This window comes from Virgibacillus sp. M23 (assembly GCF_034190895.1).
GTDB lineage: Bacteria > Bacillota > Bacilli > Bacillales > Amphibacillaceae > Virgibacillus > Virgibacillus salarius.
This window is the reverse complement of record NZ_JAWDHA010000010.1, coordinates 26,766-51,466: the sequence shown is the minus strand read 5'-3', so window position 1 is coordinate 51,466 and position 24,701 is coordinate 26,766. Positions and strand designations below refer to the sequence as shown.

26 protein-coding genes are annotated in these 24,701 nt (G+C 38.2%); 14 read left to right on the top strand and 12 right to left on the bottom strand.

All coding sequences use genetic code 11. The annotated features are described in order from the left end of the window. Positions 1–13 precede the first annotated feature (13 nt). The gene (locus tag RVS70_RS06205; protein ID WP_121604420.1) at positions 14–1,063 is read right to left on the bottom strand and encodes a DUF3900 domain-containing protein; all 1,050 of its coding nucleotides are present in this window, start codon (positions 1,061–1,063) and stop codon (positions 14–16) included. Between the two features lie 233 nt (positions 1,064–1,296). Continuing rightward, positions 1,297–1,449, bottom strand: coding sequence for a hypothetical protein (locus tag RVS70_RS06200; protein WP_161629284.1), 153 nt, complete (start codon positions 1,447–1,449; stop codon positions 1,297–1,299). 261 nt (positions 1,450–1,710) lie between these two features. Here RVS70_RS06200 and RVS70_RS06195 point away from each other — a divergent pair, with 261 nt between their 5' ends. From RVS70_RS06195 to thrB, 3 genes are read left to right on the top strand one after another with little or no spacing between them, the layout of a single operon-like run. Next, positions 1,711–3,039 (top strand): homoserine dehydrogenase, encoded by a 1,329-nt coding sequence (locus tag RVS70_RS06195; RefSeq protein ID WP_205389486.1) that lies wholly within the window; start codon positions 1,711–1,713, stop codon positions 3,037–3,039. Beyond that, the gene (gene thrC / locus RVS70_RS06190) at positions 3,008–4,069 is read left to right on the top strand and encodes a threonine synthase (RefSeq protein ID WP_321132752.1); all 1,062 of its coding nucleotides are present in this window, start codon (positions 3,008–3,010) and stop codon (positions 4,067–4,069) included. The genes RVS70_RS06195 and thrC overlap by 32 nt, the downstream gene beginning before the upstream one ends. After that, positions 4,066–4,983: a homoserine kinase gene (gene thrB / locus RVS70_RS06185; protein WP_321132751.1), complete on the top strand. Its 918-nt coding sequence runs from the start codon at positions 4,066–4,068 to the stop codon at positions 4,981–4,983. The genes thrC and thrB overlap by 4 nt, the downstream gene beginning before the upstream one ends. Positions 4,984–5,050: 67 nt before the next feature. Here thrB and argF read toward each other — a convergent pair whose 3' ends face one another. The 8 genes from argF to RVS70_RS06145 all read right to left on the bottom strand — a co-directional run bounded on the left by argF (position 5,051) and on the right by RVS70_RS06145 (position 12,825). After that, entirely contained in the window at positions 5,051–6,019 is a 969-nt protein-coding gene (gene argF / locus RVS70_RS06180; protein ID WP_051388417.1) for an ornithine carbamoyltransferase, read from the bottom strand. 363 nt (positions 6,020–6,382) lie between these two features. Then, positions 6,383–6,535, bottom strand: a complete 153-nt coding sequence (locus tag RVS70_RS06175) for a hypothetical protein (protein ID WP_281949587.1) — start codon at positions 6,533–6,535, stop codon at positions 6,383–6,385. A 348-nt stretch (positions 6,536–6,883) separates the two neighbouring features. Then, positions 6,884–8,077 (bottom strand): class I SAM-dependent rRNA methyltransferase, encoded by a 1,194-nt coding sequence (locus RVS70_RS06170; RefSeq protein ID WP_321132750.1) that lies wholly within the window; start codon positions 8,075–8,077, stop codon positions 6,884–6,886. Positions 8,078–8,285: 208 nt separating this feature from the next. After that, entirely contained in the window at positions 8,286–8,753 is a 468-nt protein-coding gene (locus tag RVS70_RS06165) for a GNAT family N-acetyltransferase (protein WP_026679768.1), read from the bottom strand. 13 nt (positions 8,754–8,766) lie between these two features. Beyond that, a complete protein-coding gene (locus RVS70_RS06160) occupies positions 8,767–9,171 on the bottom strand; it encodes a VOC family protein (RefSeq protein ID WP_205389731.1) in 405 nt (134 codons plus the stop codon). Positions 9,172–9,665: 494 nt separating this feature from the next. After that, positions 9,666–10,442, bottom strand: coding sequence for an enoyl-CoA hydratase-related protein (locus RVS70_RS06155; protein ID WP_321132749.1), 777 nt, complete (start codon positions 10,440–10,442; stop codon positions 9,666–9,668). Positions 10,443–10,476: 34 nt separating this feature from the next. Beyond that, positions 10,477–11,478 carry an NAD(P)/FAD-dependent oxidoreductase gene (locus tag RVS70_RS06150; RefSeq protein WP_205389483.1) on the bottom strand — a complete coding sequence of 334 codons (1,002 nt, stop codon included), beginning with the start codon at positions 11,476–11,478 and terminating at the stop codon, positions 10,477–10,479. A 393-nt stretch (positions 11,479–11,871) separates the two neighbouring features. Next, the gene (locus tag RVS70_RS06145; RefSeq protein WP_321132748.1) at positions 11,872–12,825 is read right to left on the bottom strand and encodes a nitronate monooxygenase family protein; all 954 of its coding nucleotides are present in this window, start codon (positions 12,823–12,825) and stop codon (positions 11,872–11,874) included. A gap of 66 nt (positions 12,826–12,891) precedes the next feature. Here RVS70_RS06145 and RVS70_RS06140 point away from each other — a divergent pair, with 66 nt between their 5' ends. Continuing rightward, a complete protein-coding gene (locus tag RVS70_RS06140; protein WP_026679773.1) occupies positions 12,892–13,422 on the top strand; it encodes a gamma carbonic anhydrase family protein in 531 nt (176 codons plus the stop codon). A 154-nt stretch (positions 13,423–13,576) separates the two neighbouring features. Here RVS70_RS06140 and paaX read toward each other — a convergent pair whose 3' ends face one another. Together paaX and RVS70_RS06130 are read right to left on the bottom strand one after the other, a co-directional pair. Further along, the gene (gene paaX, locus RVS70_RS06135; protein WP_321132747.1) at positions 13,577–14,416 is read right to left on the bottom strand and encodes a phenylacetic acid degradation operon negative regulatory protein PaaX; all 840 of its coding nucleotides are present in this window, start codon (positions 14,414–14,416) and stop codon (positions 13,577–13,579) included. Positions 14,417–14,841: 425 nt separating this feature from the next. Next, the gene (locus RVS70_RS06130; protein WP_321132746.1) at positions 14,842–16,173 is read right to left on the bottom strand and encodes a phenylacetate--CoA ligase family protein; all 1,332 of its coding nucleotides are present in this window, start codon (positions 16,171–16,173) and stop codon (positions 14,842–14,844) included. A gap of 307 nt (positions 16,174–16,480) precedes the next feature. Here RVS70_RS06130 and paaA point away from each other — a divergent pair, with 307 nt between their 5' ends. From paaA to RVS70_RS06080, 10 genes are read left to right on the top strand one after another with little or no spacing between them, the layout of a single operon-like run. Next, complete coding sequence (gene paaA, locus RVS70_RS06125; RefSeq protein WP_371414010.1) at positions 16,481–17,392, top strand: 1,2-phenylacetyl-CoA epoxidase subunit PaaA; 912 nt, start codon at positions 16,481–16,483, stop codon at positions 17,390–17,392. 24 nt (positions 17,393–17,416) lie between these two features. Further along, on the top strand, positions 17,417–17,776 hold the full coding sequence (gene paaB / locus RVS70_RS06120; protein WP_026679777.1) for a 1,2-phenylacetyl-CoA epoxidase subunit PaaB: 360 nt from the start codon (positions 17,417–17,419) through the stop codon (positions 17,774–17,776). Beyond that, complete coding sequence (paaC, locus tag RVS70_RS06115; protein WP_308036054.1) at positions 17,773–18,588, top strand: 1,2-phenylacetyl-CoA epoxidase subunit PaaC; 816 nt, start codon at positions 17,773–17,775, stop codon at positions 18,586–18,588. The genes paaB and paaC overlap by 4 nt, the downstream gene beginning before the upstream one ends. A gap of 31 nt (positions 18,589–18,619) precedes the next feature. Beyond that, on the top strand, positions 18,620–19,117 hold the full coding sequence (gene paaD / locus RVS70_RS06110) for a 1,2-phenylacetyl-CoA epoxidase subunit PaaD (RefSeq protein WP_321132764.1): 498 nt from the start codon (positions 18,620–18,622) through the stop codon (positions 19,115–19,117). A 19-nt stretch (positions 19,118–19,136) separates the two neighbouring features. Further along, positions 19,137–19,445, top strand: a complete 309-nt coding sequence (locus RVS70_RS06105) for an EthD family reductase (protein ID WP_026679780.1) — start codon at positions 19,137–19,139, stop codon at positions 19,443–19,445. Then, entirely contained in the window at positions 19,435–20,208 is a 774-nt protein-coding gene (locus RVS70_RS06100) for an enoyl-CoA hydratase-related protein (RefSeq protein ID WP_026679781.1), read from the top strand. The genes RVS70_RS06105 and RVS70_RS06100 overlap by 11 nt, the downstream gene beginning before the upstream one ends. A 2-nt stretch (positions 20,209–20,210) precedes the next feature. Further along, positions 20,211–20,993 carry an enoyl-CoA hydratase/isomerase family protein gene (locus RVS70_RS06095; protein ID WP_121604409.1) on the top strand — a complete coding sequence of 261 codons (783 nt, stop codon included), beginning with the start codon at positions 20,211–20,213 and terminating at the stop codon, positions 20,991–20,993. Between the two features lie 17 nt (positions 20,994–21,010). Beyond that, positions 21,011–22,534 carry an aldehyde dehydrogenase family protein gene (locus RVS70_RS06090; protein ID WP_026679783.1) on the top strand — a complete coding sequence of 508 codons (1,524 nt, stop codon included), beginning with the start codon at positions 21,011–21,013 and terminating at the stop codon, positions 22,532–22,534. 10 nt (positions 22,535–22,544) lie between these two features. Next, the gene (locus RVS70_RS06085) at positions 22,545–23,399 is read left to right on the top strand and encodes a 3-hydroxyacyl-CoA dehydrogenase (RefSeq protein ID WP_026679784.1); all 855 of its coding nucleotides are present in this window, start codon (positions 22,545–22,547) and stop codon (positions 23,397–23,399) included. A gap of 11 nt (positions 23,400–23,410) precedes the next feature. Further along, complete coding sequence (locus RVS70_RS06080) at positions 23,411–24,610, top strand: thiolase family protein (RefSeq protein ID WP_205389480.1); 1,200 nt, start codon at positions 23,411–23,413, stop codon at positions 24,608–24,610. Positions 24,611–24,701: the final 91 nt, after the last annotated feature.

Below are 24,701 nucleotides of genomic sequence, written 5' to 3'. Positions count from 1 at the left end.
AGGACCCTTTTTGCTACTTTCGAGCTAAGACTCGATTTACCACTACTTCAAATTCATCTGGTTTATGAAATTCAATTGGTGAAAAGCCTTTATCAAAACTAATTTGATCTGCTTCAATCATTAACATATATTTTCCGTTCACTTTAGCCAAGTGCAATGTTTCTCCAAAATCAGAAAGGTGTGCTTTAATTGCAACATGGTCAAGCTTCATCTTCAGTTCAGCATCAGGTGTTTGCTCTACTATTTGCGCAGACGCCTCCACCACCTGCTCTGTTGTTAATCGTTCCTGTATCTCCCGTTCTGGAGTAACAGCCCATTCTTCAATAGCTTCTTCAAATTGTTCTTTTTCTTCACTTTCTTCAGGGAATGTCTCCTTAATATGTTCCTGAACCATTCCTATTACTTGTGTCTTCATGATTTCTGGCATGGATTTTTCATAAGACACAAATGGGAGAAAGTCCTCAAAATAACGCGCATGAGATGCTTGATGAACCTTAATCTCTGCCGCGTCCATCATCCCTTCCTCTGGCATAAATGGATATTGAATCGACTTCATATTTTTCGTCGTAATTGCCATTTCAACATTCTCTACTAGGGTTTCCTCATCAGTAATAGTTGCTACTTTCGGTTCAAAATCACATTTCATAATGAAAACAAACGGGTCATCGAAGAACTTGGTCAATTTTGCAGAAGCTATTAACAACGCTCCCCCTCTTACAGCGCTTGTATCCATATACATTTGGGCAATTTGATCAGCCGCCTCTCGAAAATCTTCGGTTGACGCAGAACTTCTCACTTTTTGAAATAAGTTATAATTTGGATTAGAGGTTAATTCATGGCCGGGCTCAACAATAAACCTACCAATCTTTGTTGGAGCGTTTTCTGATTTCGCATGCCGCTCCACTTTCCGTTTGGTAATTCTGGTTAACTCTCCATCTAAAAAATCCTTAAGAGGATTATTATCATATCTATCCTTATCCAATGTCTGAAAGTGCTTTGATCGCTTATCCTCGCCATCCACATGAATAAGATAAAAGGATAAATAATTTATTGAAAACTCCATTTAATCACCTATCTCTTTCTCTGCCTTCCTAAGTATAAAAAGACAATAGAGAGGCGTCAATGAATATAAAATGAAACTTCATTCCGTGGGGGTTTTGTTACCCCTCACGGATGATTAGTACACAAGGGTATGACCTAAAGGCCCTTGAACCAATCGGACATTTACTGGCAGTCCCTCCACCTTTATTTCTTGAAGTGGAGTTTTACTGCCAGTTATATGTGGGACAAATAGCATCATTTGTTATTTTTTCGAAATAAAGCAATAGAAACAATACCAAGACCAAGACCAATTGCTCCCCCAGCTTCTAAATGACCAAACAACATTCCAATGCCTGCACCTAGCAATAAACAAGTAACAAACGTTAATCCGGCTGTTGCATCGCTCATACCATACACCTCCATCACTGACCTACCTTAGACTCAGTTTATTCGCACGACGTAACAAAAGTTAATGAAGTTACAGAATTCCAACTTATTTAAAAGAAAGCTGGGTACTTAGAAAAAACTACTCTGAAGAAAAGAATATGATGACGAAAAAACCACATCTTGAAAAAACGTAACTTTTCTATGCGTACAAAAAATTGACTATTGCTATAGTTCAGTATTCGTGTTTAAATAGCTATTAAACAAAAACGATGAGGTGATGAAGTGGGAAACACGGTTTCTATCGGTCTATTAGGATTAGGAGTAGTCGGTTCAGGAGTCATAAAACTTATTGAAAGTCATCAGGAAGAGCTTATTCACCAACTAGGTTGTGAGGTTAATGTAAAAAGCGTATTAATTCGTAACCTTGAAAAAGCTCGTAATGTAGAAATAGATCGAACGTTTCTCACTACGAATCCTGATGACATAATTAATGACCCGGATATCGATGTAATAGTAGAAGTAATGGGTGGAATTGACGAAACATATCATCATATTTTACAAGCTTTTGCTGCAAAAAAACATGTTGTTACGGCAAATAAAGACCTTGTTGCTTTACATGGCACAGCACTAGAAAAAGCAGCAAGACAAAACAAATGTGATTTCTATTATGAGGCAAGTGTTGCTGGTGGTATTCCCATTTTGAGAGGAATTTCCGACGGACTATCATCTGATCGAATTCAAAAGGTAATGGGAATAGTCAACGGAACTACCAACTACATTCTAACAAAAATGAGCAACGAAGGTGTTTCCTACGAAAATGCATTAATGGAGGCACAAGAACTTGGATTTGCTGAGGCAGATCCAACAGCCGATGTAGAAGGTTTAGATGCGGCTAGAAAAATGGCGATTTTAGGAAGACTAGCATTTTCTACAGATATTGCTCTCGAAGATGTAGAAGTATCTGGTATTAAAAACCTAGAATTGGCTGACCTTCAATATGGTGAAAAATTTGGCTATACTATGAAATTAATTGGCTATGCTCAATGCTCGGATCAACAAATAGAAGTAAGTGTTCAGCCGACACTACTTTCAAAAGAACATCCGTTAGCAGATGTAAAAAATGAATATAACGCTGTTTATGTGTATGGTGAAGCAGTTGGTGAAACAATGTTCTATGGGCCAGGAGCGGGAAGTCTGCCAACCGCAACAGCTGTCGTTTCTGATCTTGTAACGGTAATTAAGAATATGCGCCTCGGTGTAAGTGGTAAACACTCACTTGAAGCAAGATTTGAAAAACATTTACGAAGTTCTGACCAACGTTCTGGACAGTATTATTTACGAATACATGTCAAGGATCGGGTAGGTGCTTTTTCTGAGATATCTACATTATTTAACGACCTAAATATTAGCTTTAAGCGGATTCTTCAGACGCCAATTAAAAAACGGGAGTTGGCTGAGATCATTGTTGTTACACATCACACTACGCTTCATAATTTTCAAGATGCGCTAAATCAACTGCACAATTTAGATGTGGTACTGCAGATAAAAAGCTATTATAAAGTGGAAGGAGATGCAGCACATGAATTGGCCGGGACTACTAAAAAATTATAAGGAGTTACTACCTATAACAGAAAACACACCAGCTTTAACATTACATGAAGGCAATACACCATTAATTCATTTCTCTACATTGTCTAAAGAGCTTGGAATAGAACTTTATGGCAAAATTGAAGGCGTTAATCCGACCGGTTCTTTTAAGGATAGGGGAATGGTTATGGCCGTAGCAAAAGCGGTTGAAGAAGGCAGTACGTCAATCATCTGTGCATCGACTGGAAATACCTCAGCTTCTGCAGCTGCTTATGCAGCAAAAGCAGGAATTAAAGCAATTATTGTGATTCCTAAAGGAAAAGTTGCATTAGGAAAATTAGCACAAGCGATTATGTACGGTGCGGAGATTGTGGAAATTGATGGAAACTTTGATGAAGCACTAGCAATGGTACGAAAATTAAGCGAGTCATCTCCTGTTACATTAGTCAACTCTGTTAATCCATATCGCTTAGAAGGTCAAAAAACAGCGGCCTTTGAGGTATGCGACCAACTTGGAACTGCTCCTGATATTCTTGCCATACCAGTAGGCAATGCAGGAAATATTAGTGCATATTGGAAAGGGTTTAAAGAATATAACGATATAGAACAGTCAGGTCTCCCAAAAATGTTTGGCTTTGAAGCAGAGGGAGCGGCTGCTATTGTTCAAAACAAAGTGATTCCACATCCTGAAACTATAGCCACGGCCATACGGATTGGGAACCCGGCTAGTTGGAAGCTAGCAGAGGAAGCAAGGGATGAATCAAAAGGTATCATAAACTCCGTAACGGATGATGAAATCGTAGCAGCTTTCAAAAAACTAGCAGCAAGTGAAGGTGTTTTTGTTGAGCCAGGGTCATGTGCATCTATTGCCGGACTAATTAAACAATGCAAAAAGGGAGTTATTAAAGAGGGGAGTAAAGTGGTTGCAGTTCTTACAGGAAACGGATTAAAAGATCCACAAACTGCAATTGACCAATTAACGATTAACCCTGTTTCACTACCTAATGATGAAAAAACAGTTATGGAGTATTTAGAAAACAAGGTGCAAATATGAATGGCTTTACCATTTCTGTACCGGCAAGTTCTGCAAATATAGGGCCAGGCTTTGACTCGCTAGGTTTATCCCTAGGTCTATATTTAACATTATCTGTAGAGAAGCATAGTCATTGGGAAATCCAGCACCAATCACTTCTATTACCTGACTTTGAAAGCTATGATAAGCATTTTATCTATCAGATTGCAAAAGAAACAGCACATCACTATGGAAAGCAACTGCCACCTTGCAAAGTTACCATCGATAGCTCTATACCATTAGCTCGCGGTCTTGGAAGTAGTGCATCTGCAGTAATTGCTGGCATCGAGCTTGCTAATCAACTGTGCCGCCTACAATTATCGCTACTCGACAAATTAATGCTAGCTACAGAAAAAGAAGGGCATCCTGATAATGTTGCAGCCTCATTAGTAGGAGGTCTTGTAGTAACAGCCTCAACTGCAAATGATAAAATTAACTATTATAAATGGAACAGTCTAAACATAGATATTATTACAGTTATTCCAGATACAGAATTAAAAACGGAAGCCTCAAGAAGCGTACTACCTGAGCATTTCACTAGGAAATATGCAGCAAGTGCTAGTAGTATTTGTAATCTATTTATTGTTGCGCTCACTTCCCATGACTATCATTTAGCAGGAGAAATGATGGAAAATGACCTTTTTCATGAGCCATTTCGTGCTACCCTAATTCCAAAATATACAGAGATCAAAAAGGCAGCGAGAAGTCTTGGAAACTATGGAACTGTGATTAGCGGAGCTGGACCAACAATGCTAGTATTTGCTCCAAAGGGTAAGGGGCAGTCCATCGCAGGTGAATTACAGGGTCAATTTTCTTTCTATAACATTTGCCAAGTGAATATCGACACCCAAGGCATGAAGGTAACATCAGGAAAAGAAGAAGTTGCGGAAAATTGATTCTGCAACTTCTTTTGCTCGTGATTTGCTGTTATTTTCAATGCTTTTTTGCTTATTAAATACTACCCTATTTGCCTAATAGTGCAACCATCAAAGCCTTTTGTGCATGCAGACGATTCTCAGCTTGTTGGAAGACAACAGAATGTACTCCATCAATTACATCAGCAGATACTTCCTCACCGCGATGAGCTGGCAAACAATGCATAAATATTACATCCGATTTGGCAAGCGAAAGTAGACTTCGATTAACTTGATAGCCTGTAAATGCTATTTCTCGTTTTTGTTGTTCTTCTTCCTGGCCCATACTCGCCCATACATCTGTATAAATTACATCAGCTTGCTGAACCGCGTCTTCAGGGCAATCGGAAATTTCTAAAACCGCTCCAGATTCAGAACCAATTCGCTTTGCATTTATAACCACATCAGCATCAGGTTGATAATTTTTCGGTGAAGCAATTGAGAGGCGCATTCCCATTGTTGCCGCACCAATCAAAAGCGAATGCGCCATATTATTCCCATCACCAATATACGCTATTTTAACACCATTTAACTGACCCTTTAACTCTTTTATTGTTTGGAAATCAGCTAAAACCTGACAAGGATGATATAAATCCGTTAATCCATTAATAACAGGGATGCTAGCTTTCTCTGCTAGCAATTCAATTGTTGATTGTGAATATGTTCGAATCATTATACCGTCCACATAAGATGACAACACTTGAGCTGTATCTGTAATTGATTCACCTCTCCCTATCTGGATATCATTGGAACTTAAAAATATACCACTCCCCCCTAATTGATAGATTCCTGCTTCAAAAGAAACTCTCGTTCTCGTAGATGCTTTATCAAATATCATGCCAAGTATTTTTCCTTCTAGATAATGATGGGGAATTCCTTTCCTACGTTCATACTTTAGATTCTCTGCTAAATCTAATAAACTATTAATCTGTTCCTCCGTATAATCAGCTAATGTTAAAAAATTCCGACCATGTAATTCATGAAACTTTGCTGTCGCTCGTTTTATTCCCACTCCCAATTACATCTCCACCTTCCAAATCGTATATGAATTATTATGCAATAAAAAGAATAAACATACAATACGTTTTTCTATTTCGGATCAAAAATAAAAAACAAACGCCATATAAAGTGAAACTTCAATCAGTTGGGGTTTTTGTTTATCCCCACGGATGGTTAGTACGAGAAGGGTGTGACCTAAAGGCCTCGGACATTTACTGGCAGTTGATCCCACACTTACCCATATTGGATTCACTTTATTGCTTGAAGTCGGAGTCTTACTGCCAGTTATATGCAGGTTAGAAAAACTGAGCAAAATTCGCTCCGTCCTTATCACTAAATGCTCAGATTTACGCTTCCTCTAGTAGCTATTATGGAATAATAGCTACTGCTTGACCACCACTCCGGCTGCCCACTTCCCTTTCCGTGGGGGTTGTCCTTCAGCTAACTTTTTTAGCAAAACCCGCTCAAAAAAGTGGATCTTCAGGTCAAACATTTCCCACAGGAGTTGAAGGATAGCGATTTTCACTTTACCCATTGTAAAAAAAGTCAACTATTACTTATGACAAGAATTGTTGCACCTTCGCATAGCGGAGACTAATTACGTAGACTCCTGCGGGATTAGCGCGAGCCGAAAATCCACTTTGCAACGTGTTCTTCTTTGCAAAGTTAGTTGAGGCGTGCCCACGGAAAGCGAAGTAATTAGTCGGAGCATTGCCAATATACATCTAACATTTCAAAATAACTACTTGGCTTAACGCAGTCATTGCACTGATTTTATACTTTCTTATCTTTGAACAAAAGCGCAAGCACCCGATTAAAAATGTAGCGACTGGAGTTAATAAAAAATCGCTTCAAACAAAATTTCGAAGCGATTCAGTCAAATTTATCCTAGTTGTATGATTAAGACCTTTAAATAATTTCCTTGAGGGAATCTTTTATCTGTTTGGAAATCAGCTGGTAGCTGAAATTCTTCAAGAATCCTATATGATGTGTTCATCTCACTACATGCTTTGTCTATAAACCCTTTGAATTTTTTCATACCCAAACTTGCATTATTTGTAGATGCAACGATAATACCATGTTGGTTCGTTATAGAGATGGTATCCTTTATCAAATCTGGATAGTCTTTAGCAGTACTAAAGGTTCGCTTTTTGGACCTTGCGAAGCTAGGTGGGTCTAATATAACCATATCAAAGCTAAGTTGCTTTCTTCGAGCATATTTAAAATAGTCAAATACATCCATTACTATAATATCCTGCTGTTCGAAATCAATACCATTTACACTAAATTGCTCGATTGTTTTTCCTTTACTCCTCTTAGCAAGATCTACACTCGTGGTTTTGGCCGCTCCTCCTAATGCTGCGGCTATCGAAAATGCTCCAGTATAAGAAAAAGTGTTTAGCACCTGTTTATTTTTTGCATATTTATCTCGAATAGCGACTCTCACATCACGTTGATCTAAGAATACACCTACCATTGCTCCATCGTTTAGATAAACAGCGTAATGCATTCCATTTTCCTTTACGATGATTGGAAATTCTCCACGGTTGCCTTTGACAAAATCGTCATCATCAATATAGTTACCTTTTCTATCGAACCGTTTCTTTTCATATATCCCATGATAGTCACCAAGTTCGTCTATCACACGTACAATATGCTCTTTAAATGCATAAATCCCTTCACTATACCAGTTAATCAGATAATATCCAGCGTAATAATCAATGGTAACTCCACCAATCCCATCACCCTCACCGTTAAAAACGCGAAACGCATTTGTATCATCTGATTGATAGAAACCTTTTCTTTTATTTATTGCCGAAAGTAGTTTCTTTTTGAAGAACGAAAAGTTAATGTCTTCATTTAATTTATTGGTCAATATCCACCCAATTCCTTTATTTTGTATACCATAGTAACCTTTTGCTAGAAATTGGTGATTTTTATCCAATAAATGGATAATCACCCCTTCCTGATGAAGTACATCTAAATTACGAACAGCATCTTTTACGATAAGTGGATATCCATTTATATATTGCTTACTATATTTTTCCTTTACATACAATTCAATTACATTTGTCATCGTTTCATCCTAACTAACCTTTTTTCTCATTATCGCACGGAGATTATGAAAGGAAAAGCAAATTATTAACCGGGATCTGTATGACCGATATATCGTAGCATTGCATTTGTAATTCTCTCCAACTCACAAGCAATGGAATGTTGATTCAACTCTTGTTAATCAACTAATAACCTTTCAATTCAATAGCTTTCATTAATAAACCACCAATCTATGTATCTAAATCTTTACGAACAAATTCTCTTTTTTTATGAAAACCTAATTTTTCATAAAAATTTCTGGCCACATGATTGTCTACCCAATAATCAAGTTCTATACAGTCTACCTTCAATGTATAAGCTATATTTTCTAATTCTATCATGAGCGCTTTGCCATAACCACTACTCCTAGCTGTTTCTTCAATGCTAATTTGATGCACATAAAGTGATTTATATTCTTTGTTAAATGGGGTATTTGATTTTGTCACAATTTCATAGAAAATAAACCCTTTAGCTGTTTCTGCATCAAATAATACTAGAAAATAATTATTTTCATCCTCCATATATGTTTGAAATAGCTCAATCATCTTCTCGTAATTATACGGCTTAAAGTATTCAGGATATAACTGAACATGCAATTCATGAACACCTCTATTTAGTCTAGCAAGCAATTTATAGTCTCTTGAATGCTCTAGCTTCACCTAATGCTCCTCCTTAATTTCCATTACTAGCCACTATTTCTACTTTAATACGGTCAGGATCCTCAAAGAAAACCGCATAATGATCGACACCTCCAGCATAGGGATGCTTATCTAAATAGAGAATAGCAACTCCTCTCGCTATTAATTCCTCTGTAATTTCATCAATATGCTCTTTCGATTCTCCATGAAATGCTAAATGATTAAGACCGATCCTACGCCGATGATATCCATCTTCTAAAAATCTATTATCTGTTTGAACAAAAACAATGTATGTATGCGCTAATATCCAGCTTTGACCCCAATCCCATTTCTGATAAACACTGTATCCTAACTCTTCTAACAACCATCCCCAGAATTGAACACTTTCCTTTAAATCAGATACATTTAATTCAATATGATGCAGCAATCCCTTTGACAATAATATCACTCCTAACTGAAACATTAAAACCATCTATCTTTTCTATTACGATTTCTACCTCTTCCATACTTCTAATCGATCAAATAAAGTTCAATTCGTGGGGTTTTTTTATCCCCCTCGGATGATTAGTACCACAAGGGTATGACCTAAAGACCCTTGAACCAATCGGACATTTACTGGCACTCCACTTATCCATATTGGTTTCTCTTTATTGCTTGAAGTCGGGGGCTTACTGCCAGTTATATGCGGATAAATTGCGAAGAGTCCCCTGTTTACCTCTAACCAGCTCGATAAAAACTGCATTACTTGAGTTAGGAAAACCAAAGGCTCGTTTATAACGTACAATATATATCAAAAAACTGAATGCTGCGTAGCATCCAGTTAGTTATTCCGCCATCTCCATGAATTAGAAGCTAAAGTCTCAAACCACAAAGTCTAGTTATACAAAGAGGGGAAACGGGAAATGAAAGAAAATCCCGGTGTTGAATTCTACTTTACTTTCCCTGAAATTTTGGCTTTCTCTTTTCCTTAAAAGCAAGTAAAGCTTCGATCCTATCTTGAGTTGGAATAATAGATTCATAAGCATTTGCCTCAATAGCTAATCCGGAATGGAGATCGATATTACTTCCTTTATCAATAGCGAACTTCGCCTGATTTACAGCTAATGGAGCATTAGCAAGAATTTCGTCTGCTAAAGAACTGGCTTGATCCATTAATTCTCCGTGTTCTACAACTGAATTTATTATTCCCCACCTTTCAGCAACTTTAGCTTCAATTCTCCGAGCAGTCAAAATCAATTCTTTGGCTTTAGCCGGACCTACTAGTCTAGCTAACCGCTGTGTACCTCCTGCTCCTGGAATAATCCCCCAACTAACCTCGGTTAGACCTAGCATTGCATCATTTACTGCTATTCGAAGATCACATGCTAAAGCTAGTTCAAATCCACCTCCAAAAGCGTGTCCGTTTATTGCAGCAATGGTCGTCTGTGGCAGTTCATCAATTTGTAAAAATACTCTACGAATCTTATTTACATTCCTTCTAACTTCAGCTTCAGATAACCCTCGTCTTTCCTTAAGGTCTGCACCAGCACTGAATGCTTTTTCACCTGAACCTGTAAATATAACTACATGTATGTCTTGTTTACGTTGTAGGTTACGTATCGTTTTATCCAACTGCTGTAACATATCATAATCAAAGCAATTTAATACTTCTGGTCGATTCAGTATAATGATTGCTAATGAACCTTTCTCTTCCACAACTACTTTATCCATCTTCCTCCTCCTATAACGAAAGCTAATTTATAGGTTATTTTGCAGTAGCAAAGATACTGGTACTATGTCCTGCATGTAATTTGGCTTTGGGATCCGCTATTTTCTTAGCATGATTCACAGCTATTGGTGCTTCACCAAAGCCTGTTGCAATTAATTTGGCTTTTCCCTCGTACGTACAAACATCGCCTGCTGCAAAAATGCCTGCTATGTTTGTTTCCATTCTAGAATTAACAAGAATAGCATTTTTTTGAAGTTCTAATCCCCATGTTTTAACAGGTCCTAAAGAAGTGACAAAACCGAAGCTTACAATCACATCATCTACATCATATACGAATGATTCATCACCCTTCACTTCTTGAATTAAGACTTTTTCTATAGCTTTATCCGTACCAATAAGCTGCTTAACCTCATAAGGTGTTTTAACATTGACACTTGATTTTTCTAAAAGTGATACACTATGTTCATGAGCACGAAAAGAAGGTCGTCGATGTATTAATGTTATCTCTTCGGCTATAGATTCCAGTGCTAATGCCCAATCTACAGCAGAATCTCCTCCCCCACAAATTAAAACCCTTCTTTCGTTAAATTGTTCTAGGTTCTTGACTGAATAGTGCAGACACGTTTGCTCATACAGATTTGCATATTCTACTTTCAATTTTCTAGGTTGAAATGCACCAGCTCCAGCCGTAATAATTATAGTCTTAGAATAATGGATATCCTTCGATGTTATCACCTTAAAACTACCATCTTCTAAACGAATGATATGCTCTACTGTTTCACTTAAACGAAATGTTGGTGAAAAAGTGAATGCTTGTTCATATAACCGCCTAACCAATTCATGGGCTTTAACACTAGGAAATCCACCGACATCATAAATATACTTATCAGGATATAAAGCAGACAATTGCCCACCCACCTCTGGCAAACTATCAATCACTTTAACGGATGCATTTCGCATACCTGCATAAAAGGCAGTGAAAAGACCTACTGGCCCTGCTCCAATAATGGTAATATCATACAACGTATCTTCTGACATTACCCTTCCCCCTTTCAATTAATATTGCAGTCACAGTCATTATCATGTAAAGCACAAACCAACAACTAAATATCGTATTACGTTTTAAATACGAATCCAAAATATTTGTTATATAAAGCATACGTAATTCACCATGTACTGTCAATATAAATATGAGAATATTCTTTATAACAGCTCAGGACCTTGGGGATAGACAACGGAATTTTAAAAGCTAATATGATAAAAAAGAACGGCTACTTAAATCGCACCGCTCCTCTCTTGTAATCATATTCGTTTAGAAAAGACGTCACTTAGAATTTCTACCACGCTATACCCATATGGGTTTCTCTTTATTACTTGAAGTGGGGGCTTACTGCCAGTTATATACGAGATAAATTCCGTCCTTAGATTACCTCATGATTTTCCAAATGGTAACTGATGGTTATAAAGGGTTTGTGCCTCTTGTATCATTCGTTGAAAAAGCTCTTTAACCGTCGGGATATCATTAATAATCGACGCGACCTGTCCAGCATTCACATGACCTTCTAAAAACTTTCCTTCTAGTGCTCCCAAAATATGATGGTTTTCATCCGTTAGATCTAGGTATGTTTTTAAATCTGGATTATTCCTTTCTTCCTCTAACAAATGCTTCCCATAAGGGGTCTTTAAGATCCTTCTTATTTTTCCATATGAACGACCAACAATCATCGTCCCATCAGAGTCAGCGGCACAGAGCGCGCGTTTATATAAACTATGTACTTTCGCATCCTTTGTCGCAATTAGTCTTGTTCCTAACTGCACTCCTTGTGCACCCAAGCTCATTGCAGCCAACACTCCCCTTCCATCACCTATACCTCCTGCAGCAATAACTGGAATAGCTACAGAATCGCATATTTTAGGGACTAGTGTAAATGTAGTAAGCTCTTCCGGTGCATTAATCCCAGCAGCTTCAACACCCTCTGCCACAATAAAATCTGCTCCTTTTTCCTCTGCCTTTATAGCTTGCCTTTCGTTCGCTACCACACAGATTACAATAATATTTTCATTCTTTAATTTAGTTATAAAGGGTGCTGGGTTACCAGCAGACAACGAAACAACAGGGATTTGGTATCCTATAATCAATTTTATTAACTCATCTACATTCTTCTGTACTGATAGTGGTACATTTATAGCAAATGGCTTAGAGGTTTGTTTACGGATTTTGATAATCATATCTTCCAGATAGTTAAGCGAAAGAGTACCTGCTCCAATTGTTCCCAACCCTCCTGCCTCAGACACAGCAACAGCCAATTCTGCATGACTTATGTTACCCATGCCTCCTTGAATGAAAGGAAGGGAAATTCCTAGCTTGCGTGTTAAGTCATTCACTTTTATCCACCTCCGTATAGAATGTGTTATACTGAATTATAACATACTTTATAGGGAGGAATATAGATGATCTACCGTTATAAAGATGCTATACCATCTATAGATGAAACCGCTTTTATTGCTGATGGTGCAAAAATTATTGGAAATGTTGAAATTGGAGCAAAGTCTAGTATATGGTTTAACGTTGTGTTACGTGGAGATGAAGGTCCGATTAAGGTTGGAAAACGCTGTAATATTCAAGAAAACACCATGTGCCACTTGTATGAACAATTTCCATTAACACTTGAAGATGAGGTATCAATTGGCCATAATGCAATTGTTCATGGATGCACATTAAGAAGAGGTGTACTAGTGGGAATGGGTGCTACGGTATTAGATGGGGCTGAGGTAGGAGAATATACGATTATTGGAGCAAATAGCCTTGTCCCATCGGGAAAAGTAGTCCCTCCTCGCTCTCTCGTTCTTGGCTCTCCTGGAAAAGTTGTAAGAACATTAACAGATAAGGATATTCATATGATCGAGGAAACGATTGATACGTATGTTCAGAAAGGACAAGAATTTAAACAAATAGATGTCCTTGAAAAAGTTTTTGAATAGATATTTTCATAGGCTGGAATATACGAAACCTCTCGGGAAGCACAGACACTCGATGAATCGATTTCCCTGACGATATGGAATCATTTCTTCCACGGAAGTGGAGTATATTCCAGTTTTGTAAGAGCAATACTATCTTTTGCGACAGCCCTACTCGCTATACGTTAATATCTCCAGAATCAAATACAGACTCAAAAAACCTTGTAGCTGGTTCTTTAAGGATTTGATAATAATCTGTGAAAAGCGAAGCAGCTGAATCACCTAACCAATTGTCTGGTAGTAATTCTTTAGGTAGACTAGGGTCGATAAATAAAAATTTTCTGTATTGGTGTACAAGTAATGTTCGTTGCACAAAACAGTTGCCGTCATTCATCTCGCCTTTTTCAATTTTGCTCTTATCAATAATATATTTTTGACTATATGCTTGAATAAATTGTGAATAACGTTCATTCACTGCTTCCAAATCCCAGCACTGCTCTACTAAATCTTTATTTTCCTTTGTACCCTCATATGTACCATGAAAAAAGTTAACATAAGCGTCAATATCATATTTTTTTATTAAATCTTTTACCTGCTGTTCTAATGGATTAGGTGTGATCCAACAGCTATTAGATAAAAGACCAAACCCACTCCATACTAATTCTTGCCGCAATTCATCTCTAAGATGGCGCTTTTCTTCTGGAATCGTATAAAGAAGTAGCCTCCATTGCCCATCCCATGACGGTGCTTCTATTTGATAGATCCGTTGAGCAGCTTCATCCATACGAGCCTTTCCTCTCTCTGTTAAAAAGTAATAGCTCCTATTTCCATTCTTTTGGGACTTTACCCACCCTTGCTTATTCATACGAGAAATAGCCGCACGCACCGATTGTTCATTATGACCGAATTCTTCCAATAACTGAATTAAGCTTCCAATCCAAATAACATTGCCATATTGACTAACATAGTCACCATAAAGCGTGAAAATCATGGAGCGTGTATTAAATAATTTTGCCATTTTGTAATTCCATTCCCTTAATCATTGTATATATTCAAAATCATTGAACAAGTTATCCATTCCTATTCTAGCCGAAATAGCTTAACTTGAAAAGAAAGAATCTGAGATAAAAGTAAATAAGAACCAATAAAAAACGAATGATAATTGTTTTAAATTAATTATCATCCGTTTTTTGATTAGAATAATTAATATAGTACATTACATATGCGAACCTCCTTGAAAAAGAAGAACGCTTTTTCTGCGTGCCATGTATCGCTGCCGAAGCCTTCCTTATCCAGCGGGAACAGCACGAGTCCGAAGATTCACTTGATAACGCACTTTTCTTTACCAAGTTAGCTACGTACGTGCCCGTGCAAAGTGAGTATATTTCAGATTGTGCGATGATACTCCTATATCGATTCATATTTTGTAGCACACTCTATACACTATAATGTGGCAGACATCGACGGACGTTTATCAATAATTCGTCTCGCCTTTCCTTCTGAACGTAAAAGTGTTTTAGGCTTTGTCAAACGAACATCAACAGATACAAGCAGTTCCATTTTCAATGTCTTTTTAACTTTTTGAATGAGCTCCAATGACTTTTGGTCATTAAATGATTGTTCAGATAAAGAATTATAAAACAACTCGCATACTTCCACGTGCAATTCCACATGGTCCATTGCACCTTTCTTCAGCAAGTGAATTTCATAATGTGGCTCCAATTCTTCTGCACTACAAATGTAACGTTCAATTTCAGACGGAAATACATTAACCCCTCTAATAATTAACATATCATCAATTCTGCCCTTCACACGGCTCATTTTAATTGTTGTCCTACCACATGCACATCTTTCTCTACTTAATGATGCAACATCACCCGTCCGATATCGAATAATTGGTATGGCTTCCTTCGTCAAACTCGTGAAGACTAATTCTCCATCCTCCCCATCAGGTACAGGCTCTAGCGTTTCAGGATTAATAGCCTCTACAATGAAATGATCCTCGGCAACATGCAATCCTTCTTTACATTCACACTCCATTCCGATGCCGGGTCCCATAACTTCACTTAAACCATAGATGTCTAACGCATCCAGATCAAATATTTGCTCTATTATATCCCTCATTTTCTCTGACCAAGGCTCTGCACCAAGGATTGCCACTTTCAACGACGTGTTTGCTGGATTAATTCCTTGATTTATCATTGTCTCACCAATGTTTAATAGATAAGAAGGCGTCGAGCAAATAATACGTGGCTTAAAATCTTGGATCATAGCTATTTGCTTATTTGTATTCCCTCCGGAAATTGGAACAGTTGCACATCCTAGATATTCAGATCCATGGTGAATACCTAATCCACCTGTAAAAAGACCGTAGCCAAAAGCATTATGTAGAATATCACCCTTCCGGCCACCAGCCATATAAATAGCACGAGCCACCATATGTCCCCAGTGGCTAATATCATTTTTTGTATATGCAACGACAGTTGGTTTACCACTAGTACCAGATGATGCATGGATTCTAACGACCTCATTAACTGGAGTCGCTAACAACTGGAACGGATAATTCTCGCGTAAATGGTGTTTTTTCGTAAAAGGAAGTTCTTGGAACTGCTGCCATGAACAAAAGTCATCGGGAGTAATAGGAATGCGTTGCAGAGCTTCTCTGTAAAAAGGTACATTTTCATAAGCATGTTTAATGGATTTCTTTAGTCGAGACCATTGTAAATCCTTCATTTGCAGATGACTCCACTGTTCTTCTTTTGAAAAAGTAGACATAATATTCCCCTTTCACATGATATTTTTTAAACGAATTCACCAAAATTGTTACGTATAAAGTATCTTTTATTGAAAGCGCTGTCAATATTTGTGATGCTGTAGTAAAAGCAACAATTCATTCATAAGCTTAATTACATAGGTGTTTATTATATTAACAAAAATTTAAAAATATTTCGCTATTGATATTTATATAACGTTTTATTATAATTGCGTTAATTAATCGTAATAAGGAGTTGAGAAAATGTATATTTATGGAGGCGCATCTGCTGCTGATCATGAAAAGGATACAGAAAAGCATACTGTTTTCATGAAACGAATAGAGGCAGGAGAAAAAATTGAGGCAGATGACTGGATGCCAGATGAATACAGAAATGCATTAATCAAACTCATATCCATGCACGGAATTAGCGAAATCATGGGAGCTCTACCTGAAAAAGAATGGGTACCCAAAGCACCCAGCTTGAAAAGAAAACTAGGCATTATGGCTAAGGTTCAAGATGAAATGGGTCATGGCCAATTATTACTTCGTGTAGCTGAGGATTTAATTAAACCCTATGGTAAAAACAGGGAGAATATCATGCAAGACTTATTAAACGGCAAGCTTAAGTTTCATAATGTTTTCCATATGCCCACAAAAACATGGGCAGATGCAGGCATAGTCGGTTGGTTAGTAGATGGAGCAGCTATCATTTCACAAACAAATATGTTAGACGCCTCATATGGACCTTACCAACGAGCACTTCAACGAATTTGTCAGGAAGAAGTATTCCATGCACAGCATGGAGAATCTATTATTATGGCTCTTGCAGAAGGATCTAACAAGCAAAGAGATATGTTACAGGAAGCTCTTGATCGTTGGTGGTCATCATTACTCATGTTTTTTGGGCCAGCTTCAGCAACAACAACTGGTTCTTCTAAGCAGGAAATAACTACGAAATATCGAATTAGGAAAAGTTCTAATGAGGAACTAAGGCAAGCTTTCTTGGATAAGTACTTACCTCGAATTTTCTCTTTGGGATTAACGGTACCAGATGAAACTATTCATTATGATGAAGCCAATAAACGTTGGGAATACAAGCAACCAGATTGGAATGAATTCAAAAAAATCATTAGTAATAATGGGCCTTGTTCAAAGCAACGATTACGATTAAGAGACATAGCCTACGAAAATAATCGATGGGTTCGACAAGCTTTAGCTCCTCAAGCTGTCGTCTCCTAATTAAGAAAGGAGGATCATGCAGATATGACTAGTCACGATGGATCGAATTTTTACCAGGAGTATGAAGTTTTTAGCAAAAAAAATGCAAAATCACCTATTCAGCATCAATTTAGTTTACTAGCACCTAACGATGAAATGGCATTAAATATGGCACAGGAAAATTTTATGCGCAGAGAAAATGTTATTGATGTATGGGTTGTACCACGCAGCCAAATTCGTTCTATGACCAGTGAGGAGCGGCAACTATGGACGAAACGATTAGATAACAAGGAATATCGTACAACAAAAGGCTATGGATACCTACGGAAAAAATGGCGTGAAAAAGAGCAAGGAATGCTAGATGAGAAAGAAATTATGTCGTGGAAAGAGGTGAAAAAATTGTGAAACGGATAGATACAGCAAAAGAAGCGAAACAAAATCCTTCCTACTTTGAGGCACTTGTTGAATTACTATTTCAGCTTGCCGACGACGACTTTATCATTTCCTTCCGAGGATCTGAATGGCTAGGCTTAGCTCCTCACATAGAAGAAGATGTAGCTCTTTCGTCCATTACCCAAAATACAATGGGGCACGCTTCTCTATATTACCACTTGCTAGAAGACTTAGATATAGGTAACGCAGATAAGTTAGCACATGAACGGCAAGCGGTGGAAAGAAGAAATGCCAGCTATTTTGAGAGAAAAAACGGTGAAGGTTCATACTTGCAAGAACCTTATTACGACTGGGCGCTAACAGTAGTAAGACAATTTCTTTTTGAAACAATGAAGAAAGTTAAATTGGAGACCATTATAAATAGTTCCTATCAACCACTAGCAGATATTGCTAATAAAGTTTTAATGGAGCAGCCATATCATTTAGCACATTGGCGCATGTGGTTAAAGCAGTTGCTTGGATCGACAGAGGAAGCACAAAATAAGGTTCAGTTTCAATTGGAAGCTGCCTGGCCAGCTTGTGCGGATATTATAGGCTTAGGTCCAAAAGCATTTGAACTTGAGAAGCATCATTTAATTGCAGGTGAGGATTACCTTCGAAAGCAGTGGCTAAAAGAGCTGGAACAGTCTTTATCCTTACCATCTTCGCTTTTTGTTGATAATCATCCTGCGAGGGGAAGATATGGAGAACATACAGCAGATTTAGATCAAGCATTAAGCACGCTAAGTGAAGTATATAATAGTGACCAAAAGGCTGTATGGTAAGCATTTGCTTAAGGAGGTGACCAACTTGAGTATGGAGCTAAAACAAAAGGAAATCTATGAAACGCTTAAGAAGGTTGATGATCCTGAATTAACCGCAGTTAGCGTGGTTGACCTAGGAATGGTTCATAAAGTTTCTATCGATGGAGGTACAGTATCAATTACGATGGTCCCTACATTTGCAGGCTGTCCTGCTTTAGATTTCATCCAAAAAAATGTGCAGACTGCAGTCCAAAAGCTTCATTGGGTTATGGATTGTCAGGTTACTTTCTCCTTTCAATTAACATGGTCGACCACCTCCATTACGAATCATGGCAAGGAACAGTTAAAAAAGCACGGGATAGCTCCTCCACCTGAAAATTATATTCCAGGGGATGAGTGGACAGTGGACTGTCCATACTGTGGTTCTGTATTTACATCAATGGAGAATGTATTTGGACCTACTGCGTGTCGTAGTATTTTATATTGCGCAGCTTGTAAAAATCCATTTGAAGCAATGAAACCTGTATTAGATTATCATACCATCACTTAATTTAGAAAGGGGTATATATATGGTGAAACTTATTGCGTTATACAAACAACCGGAGGACAAGGAAGCATTTGATGAGCATTATTTCAATACACATACACCAATAACAAAAAAGATTCCTGGATTAAGAGAAATGAAGGTTACTAGAATTGTAGGTTCACCAATGGGGAAATCTGATTATTATTTACTATGCGAGATGTATTATGACAACCATGATGCATTGAAACAAGCAATGAAAACAGCAGAGGGAAAGGCATCAGGAAAAGATGTTATGAATTTTGCAGGTGACATCGTATCACTAATGATTGGTGAGGAAATTGATGACGAGTGAGTATATAAACACGTATACCATAGATAAGGTCGGTGTCATCCAGCTATTTCGCCCCAATGTAGCGAATGCTTTAAACAGGTTAATGGTTAAGGAAATTGTTGAACAGTTGGAGCACTTTGACCATAATTCTTCGGTTCGAGTTATTCTTTTGAAAGGAAATGAAAAAGCGTTTGCAGCAGGTGCAGATATTGGTGAAATGCTGGATGATTCTCCACTATCACTTGAAATGTCTAACCCATTTGCTGACTGGGATCGTATCAGATTAATTAAGAAACCAATCATTGCAGCTGTTGAAGGTCTTGCCTTAGGTGGAGGGTTTGAATTAGCACTACATTGTGATTTAGTAGTTGCTGGAGAAAACGCTACATTTGGTTTTCCAGAAGTGTCATTGGGCGTCATGCCAGGAGCAGGTGGAACCCAACTTTTAACAAAAGCAGTGGGCAAAGCAAAAGCATTGGAATGGATATGGCTTGGAAAAATGATCCGTGCACAAGAAGTACTCGATCACGGTGTCATTAATCAAGTAGTAGCTAACGAAATTGTTGAAGAGGAAGCAATGCGACTGGCAGAGCAACTTTCTAATCAAGCACCTTTGGCCATTCGGTTAATAAAAGAGGCAGTATATGAAGCTATGGATACATCTTTAATGGAAGGGTTGAAGTTAGAAAGAAAGAACTTTTATCTTACTTTCTCTTCACAGGATCAAACAGAGGGCATGAAGGCATTTATGGAAAAACGAAATCCTTCTTTCAAAGGAGAATGAATATGAATGAAAATTTTCAAGCCATTAACTATAGCCAATCAAACGGCATAGCTACTATTCTACTGAATCGACCTTCTGCCTATAATGCTTTTACAGAAACCATGAATCTAGAGATTATGAAAGCTCTACGATTAGCAGTAAAGGACGATTTAGTTAGGTGTATCGTCATTACAGGTGCAGGAAAAGCCTTTTGTTCAGGAGAAGACTTAGCTGGCATAGATACTAACACAAATCATGCTACTCTATTACGCAAACGCTATCATCCGATGATGGAAGCTATGAGAAAAACTTCTAAACCCATCGTTGCAGCTGTCAATGGAACGGCTGCAGGCGCTGGCATGAGTTTAGCATTGGCAGCTGATTTCCGATTAGTGAAGCCAGATGTTAAATTTGTAAGTGCATTTATCAATATTGGCTTAATACCAGATTCTGGATTCTTATATATCCTACCACGCCTTATTGGATATGCCAAGGCATTAGAAATATCTATACTTGGTAAACCGATAACCGGCAAGGAGGCATATCAGCTTGGATTAGCAACCGAATTAATCGATTCATCTGAATGGGATGAAAAAGTTAGTGCGTTTTCGCAAAAACTTGCGGCTTTACCGACCAAATCCGTTTCATTAATTAAACGCTATATGCTAGATGGCATGAATCTTCCTTTTGATAACATGCTCGAAAAAGAAGCGCAAGCACAGCGAATTGCTGGAATGTCAAAGGATCATCATGAAGGATTGCAGGCATTCAAAGAGAAACGCAAGCCAACATTTGTTGGCAAATAATAAAAGGAGTGATAACAATGGCAAGTACTGTCGTAGCAGATTTAGCAAAAGAGGTTAAACCGATGAAACGAGATTACTACCGAATGATTATAAATGGGGAGCGTGTTGATAGTAGCTCTAAAGAGACATTCACAACATACAACCCGGCTAAGGGTGAAATTTTAGCCACAGTTGCAAGGGCAACGACAGAAGATGCAGAAAGAGCTGTACAAGCAGCAAGGCAATCATTTAATCACGGTAAATGGAGAAAATACCCTGTAGGTAAGCGTGCTCGTGTCCTTAATAAAATTGCTACTATTATGCGGGAGCGCTTCAATGAGCTTGTTGAAATGGAAGTACTTAACAGCGGTAAATCGATAGGAGCTGCACAAGTTCAAATAAATCAATCTATCGAAGACTTTGAATTTTATGCCGGAGCAATTGTCGGTCATCGCGGAACCGTTAATAACATGCCTAATGGATTTCTAAATTATACACACAAAGAACCAATCGGTGTTTGCGCTCAGATTATACCGTGGAACTATCCAATGATGATGGCAGCCTGGAAGATAGCACCCGCAATTGCTGCAGGATGTTCTGTCATTATAAAGCCTGCTAGTTTAACACCTATTACAGCAATTATATTAAACGAAATTTGTCACGAAGCTGGAGTACCTGAAGGAGTTGTTAATACACTTCCTGGTTCAGGTAAAGTTATCGGCGACTATCTTGTAGAACACAATGACATCAACAAGGTAGCGTTCACCGGATCGACCGATACTGGTAAAGAAATTATGAAAAAGTCTGCAAGCACCTTAAAGCGTTTAACGCTTGAGCTTGGTGGAAAGTCACCAAATATTGTATTCGAAGACGCAGATTTAAATGCAGCAGTACCAGGTTCATTATTTGGTATCTTCTTTAACACTGGACAATCCTGCGAAGCACGCTCTCGACTCTTCGTTCATGAATCTATCTATGATGAATTTATGGAGCAATTTATTGCCAAAACGGAAAGATTACAATCTGGTGATCCCTTTGATAAAGGTACACATCTCGGCTCCATCATTAGTCAAGAACAATTGGAAGTCATTGATGGGTATGTGCAATCCGCAATACAGGACGGTGCGACAATCGCTACTGGTGGCAAGGCATTGAAAATAGAAGGGTTTGAAAACGGATATTGGTATGCGCCGACCATCATTACAGATGTCACTCCTGACATGAAAGTAGTTCGAGAGGAAATATTCGGACCGGTAGTTGTCGTAGAAACGTTCACAGATGAAAAAGATGTTGTTAAACGAGCAAATGATACTGAGTATGGGCTTGGATCTGCTATTTGGACTACTAATCAAGGTAGAGCAACACGAGTCTCCCACCAAATTGAAGCAGGTATTGTAATGGTAAATAATCCATTTTCAGCATTCCCTGGAACACCATTTGGAGGATATAAGCATTCCGGATTTGGTAGAGAACTTTGTGTCGAAACACTAGATCTCTACTTGGAAGACAAAAGTATACTCTCTTATTATGGACCCAAACCATTAAATCCATTTGGTGTGTAGGAGGTTACAGATGACTAACCAGAATATTACAGTCGCTGGTGCAGGAGTTATGGGCCGAGGCATTGCATATGTCTCTGCCCTTGCTGGCTTTCATACTATTTTAGTAGATGTTTCTAAAGATCAATTAGAGTCCGCCATAAAATATGTAAATACCACGGCTCAAAAAGGCATTCAAAAGGGAAAAATCACTAAAAAACAGGCAAAAAACGTATTAGCTAATTTAGAAACAACTAGTAAATTAAAAGAAGCCCTTGTGACAACAGATTTATTTATTGAAGCAGTTCCAGAGAAGCAGCATATTAAGAAAATGCTAATGCAGGATGCTGATGCGTTTGCTCCGAAGCATACTATATTTGCTTCTAATACTTCTACTATTAGTCCGACCGAACTAGCATCTTTTACTAATCGACCAGAACAGGTTGCAGTCATGCATTTTTTTAATCCAGTCATACAAATGCCGCTTGTTGAAATAGTTCGTGGCATTCAGACAAACGATCAAACAGTAGAAGTTATTCAAGAGGTAGCAAAAAAATTAGGAAAGGAAAGTGTACAAGTTAATGAGTTTCCAGGTTTTGTTACTAGCAGAATAAGTGCATTAGTAGGAAATGAAGCATTTCATATGCTTCAAGAAGGTGTAGCAACTGCTGAAGATATAGATAAGGCCATTCGTCTAGGGCTAAATTATCCAATGGGTCCTTTAGAGCTATCCGACTTGGTAGGACTAGATGCACGTCTCAATAATTTAAAATATTTACATGAAACATTAGGAGAAAAGTACCGGCCAGCACCATTATTAGAACAGCTTGTAAAAGCAGGTCGATTAGGAAAAAAAACAATGCATGGCATATATAAGTACAATGAGTAGGAGGAAATACAATGCACGAAGTTGTTATCGTTGATGCCGTTAGAACCCCCATCGGTCGTTACAATGGCGCTTTAAAAACGGTGCGTCCAGATGACTTAGGTGCACATGTCCTACGAGCCATTAAGGAACGAAATCCTGCATTACCACTTAATAAAGTAGAAGAAGTCATTATGGGGAATGCAAATGGTGCGGGTGAAGATAATCGCAATGTTGCTCGGATGTCTACCCTCTTGGCCGATTATCCAACAGAAATTGGCGGAACTACGATCAATCGGCTTTGTGGGTCAGGATTAGATGCTGTTACTTATGCTGCAAGAGCCATTGCATTAGGACACGGTGATATTATGATTGCAGGTGGAACAGAGAGTATGACACGAGCTCCCTATGTATTGGGAAAATCAGATAAGGACTTCAAACGTGGTGATCAAATTCTCCAAGATACAACAATTGGTTGGCGATTTACGAATCCTTCCTTAGAAGAAAAATATGGTACCGATTCTATGCCAGAAACAGCAGAAAACGTTGCTAAGCTATATGAAATCTCTCGATCAGAACAGGACGAATTTGCTCTTCAAAGTCAAATGAAAGCTAAATCAGCAATGGACAATGGGATCCTTCAAGCAGAAATAACTCCAGTACCTATTCATGATCGAAAATTAGGGGTATATAACTTAGAAATAGACGAACACCCTAGATCGCATACTTCTAGAGAAAAACTAAAGAAGCTCCCTCCCTTGTTTTCAGATGGTAGCGTAACTGCAGGAAATGCTTCTGGAATTAACGATGGCGCCTCTGCCATCCTGTTAATGAACAGAGAAACAGCGAATAGGCTAGGATTAGAACCAATGGCTACCTATGTTACTTCAGCTGTTGCTGGTGTAGAACCGAGAATCATGGGAATTGGTCCAATTACAGCTACTAAGAAAGCATTGAAAAGAGCAAATATGACTGTCGATGACCTTGATTTAATTGAGTTAAATGAAGCATTTGCTGCGCAATCACTTGCTTGTATACGTTCATTAGAATTAGATCAGGAAAAAGTAAATGTTAATGGGGGGGCCATCGCTTACGGCCACCCATTGGGAGCCAGTGGAGCGAGAATCTTAACCACTTTAGTACATGAAATGAAAAGAAGACAATGTAAAACCGGTTTGGCTACAATGTGTATTGGTGTCGGTCAAGGAATATCTATCATTGTTAAAAGAGATTAGGATGCAGTGAAACTTTAATCAGTTGTGGACCTTGTTTATCCCCACGGATTGTTAGTACCATTAAGAAAAACGGAGCAAAATTCGCTCAGTC

Coding starts and splice junctions, on each gene's coding strand:
- paaD (WP_321132764.1), top strand. CDS start 18,620: ATGGAGCTAAAACAAAAGGAAATCTATGAAACGCTTAAGAAGGTTGAT.
- RVS70_RS06105 (WP_026679780.1), top strand. CDS start 19,137: ATGGTGAAACTTATTGCGTTATACAAACAACCGGAGGACAAGGAAGCA.
- RVS70_RS06155 (WP_321132749.1), bottom strand. CDS start 10,442: ATGGATAAAGTAGTTGTGGAAGAGAAAGGTTCATTAGCAATCATTATA.
- RVS70_RS06080 (WP_205389480.1), top strand. CDS start 23,411: ATGCACGAAGTTGTTATCGTTGATGCCGTTAGAACCCCCATCGGTCGT.
- thrC (WP_321132752.1), top strand. CDS start 3,008: ATGAATTGGCCGGGACTACTAAAAAATTATAAGGAGTTACTACCTATA.
- RVS70_RS06130 (WP_321132746.1), bottom strand. CDS start 16,173: ATGTCTACTTTTTCAAAAGAAGAACAGTGGAGTCATCTGCAAATGAAG.
- paaB (WP_026679777.1), top strand. CDS start 17,417: ATGACTAGTCACGATGGATCGAATTTTTACCAGGAGTATGAAGTTTTT.
- RVS70_RS06100 (WP_026679781.1), top strand. CDS start 19,435: ATGACGAGTGAGTATATAAACACGTATACCATAGATAAGGTCGGTGTC.
- RVS70_RS06095 (WP_121604409.1), top strand. CDS start 20,211: ATGAATGAAAATTTTCAAGCCATTAACTATAGCCAATCAAACGGCATA.
- paaX (WP_321132747.1), bottom strand. CDS start 14,416: ATGGCAAAATTATTTAATACACGCTCCATGATTTTCACGCTTTATGGT.
- RVS70_RS06085 (WP_026679784.1), top strand. CDS start 22,545: ATGACTAACCAGAATATTACAGTCGCTGGTGCAGGAGTTATGGGCCGA.
- RVS70_RS06175 (WP_281949587.1), bottom strand. CDS start 6,535: ATGGGTAAAGTGAAAATCGCTATCCTTCAACTCCTGTGGGAAATGTTT.
- thrB (WP_321132751.1), top strand. CDS start 4,066: ATGAATGGCTTTACCATTTCTGTACCGGCAAGTTCTGCAAATATAGGG.
- paaA (WP_371414010.1), top strand. CDS start 16,481: ATGAAACGAATAGAGGCAGGAGAAAAAATTGAGGCAGATGACTGGATG.
- RVS70_RS06200 (WP_161629284.1), bottom strand. CDS start 1,449: ATGAGCGATGCAACAGCCGGATTAACGTTTGTTACTTGTTTATTGCTA.
- RVS70_RS06150 (WP_205389483.1), bottom strand. CDS start 11,478: ATGTCAGAAGATACGTTGTATGATATTACCATTATTGGAGCAGGGCCA.
- RVS70_RS06140 (WP_026679773.1), top strand. CDS start 12,892: ATGATCTACCGTTATAAAGATGCTATACCATCTATAGATGAAACCGCT.
- RVS70_RS06205 (WP_121604420.1), bottom strand. CDS start 1,063: ATGGAGTTTTCAATAAATTATTTATCCTTTTATCTTATTCATGTGGAT.
- RVS70_RS06170 (WP_321132750.1), bottom strand. CDS start 8,077: ATGACAAATGTAATTGAATTGTATGTAAAGGAAAAATATAGTAAGCAA.
- RVS70_RS06090 (WP_026679783.1), top strand. CDS start 21,011: ATGGCAAGTACTGTCGTAGCAGATTTAGCAAAAGAGGTTAAACCGATG.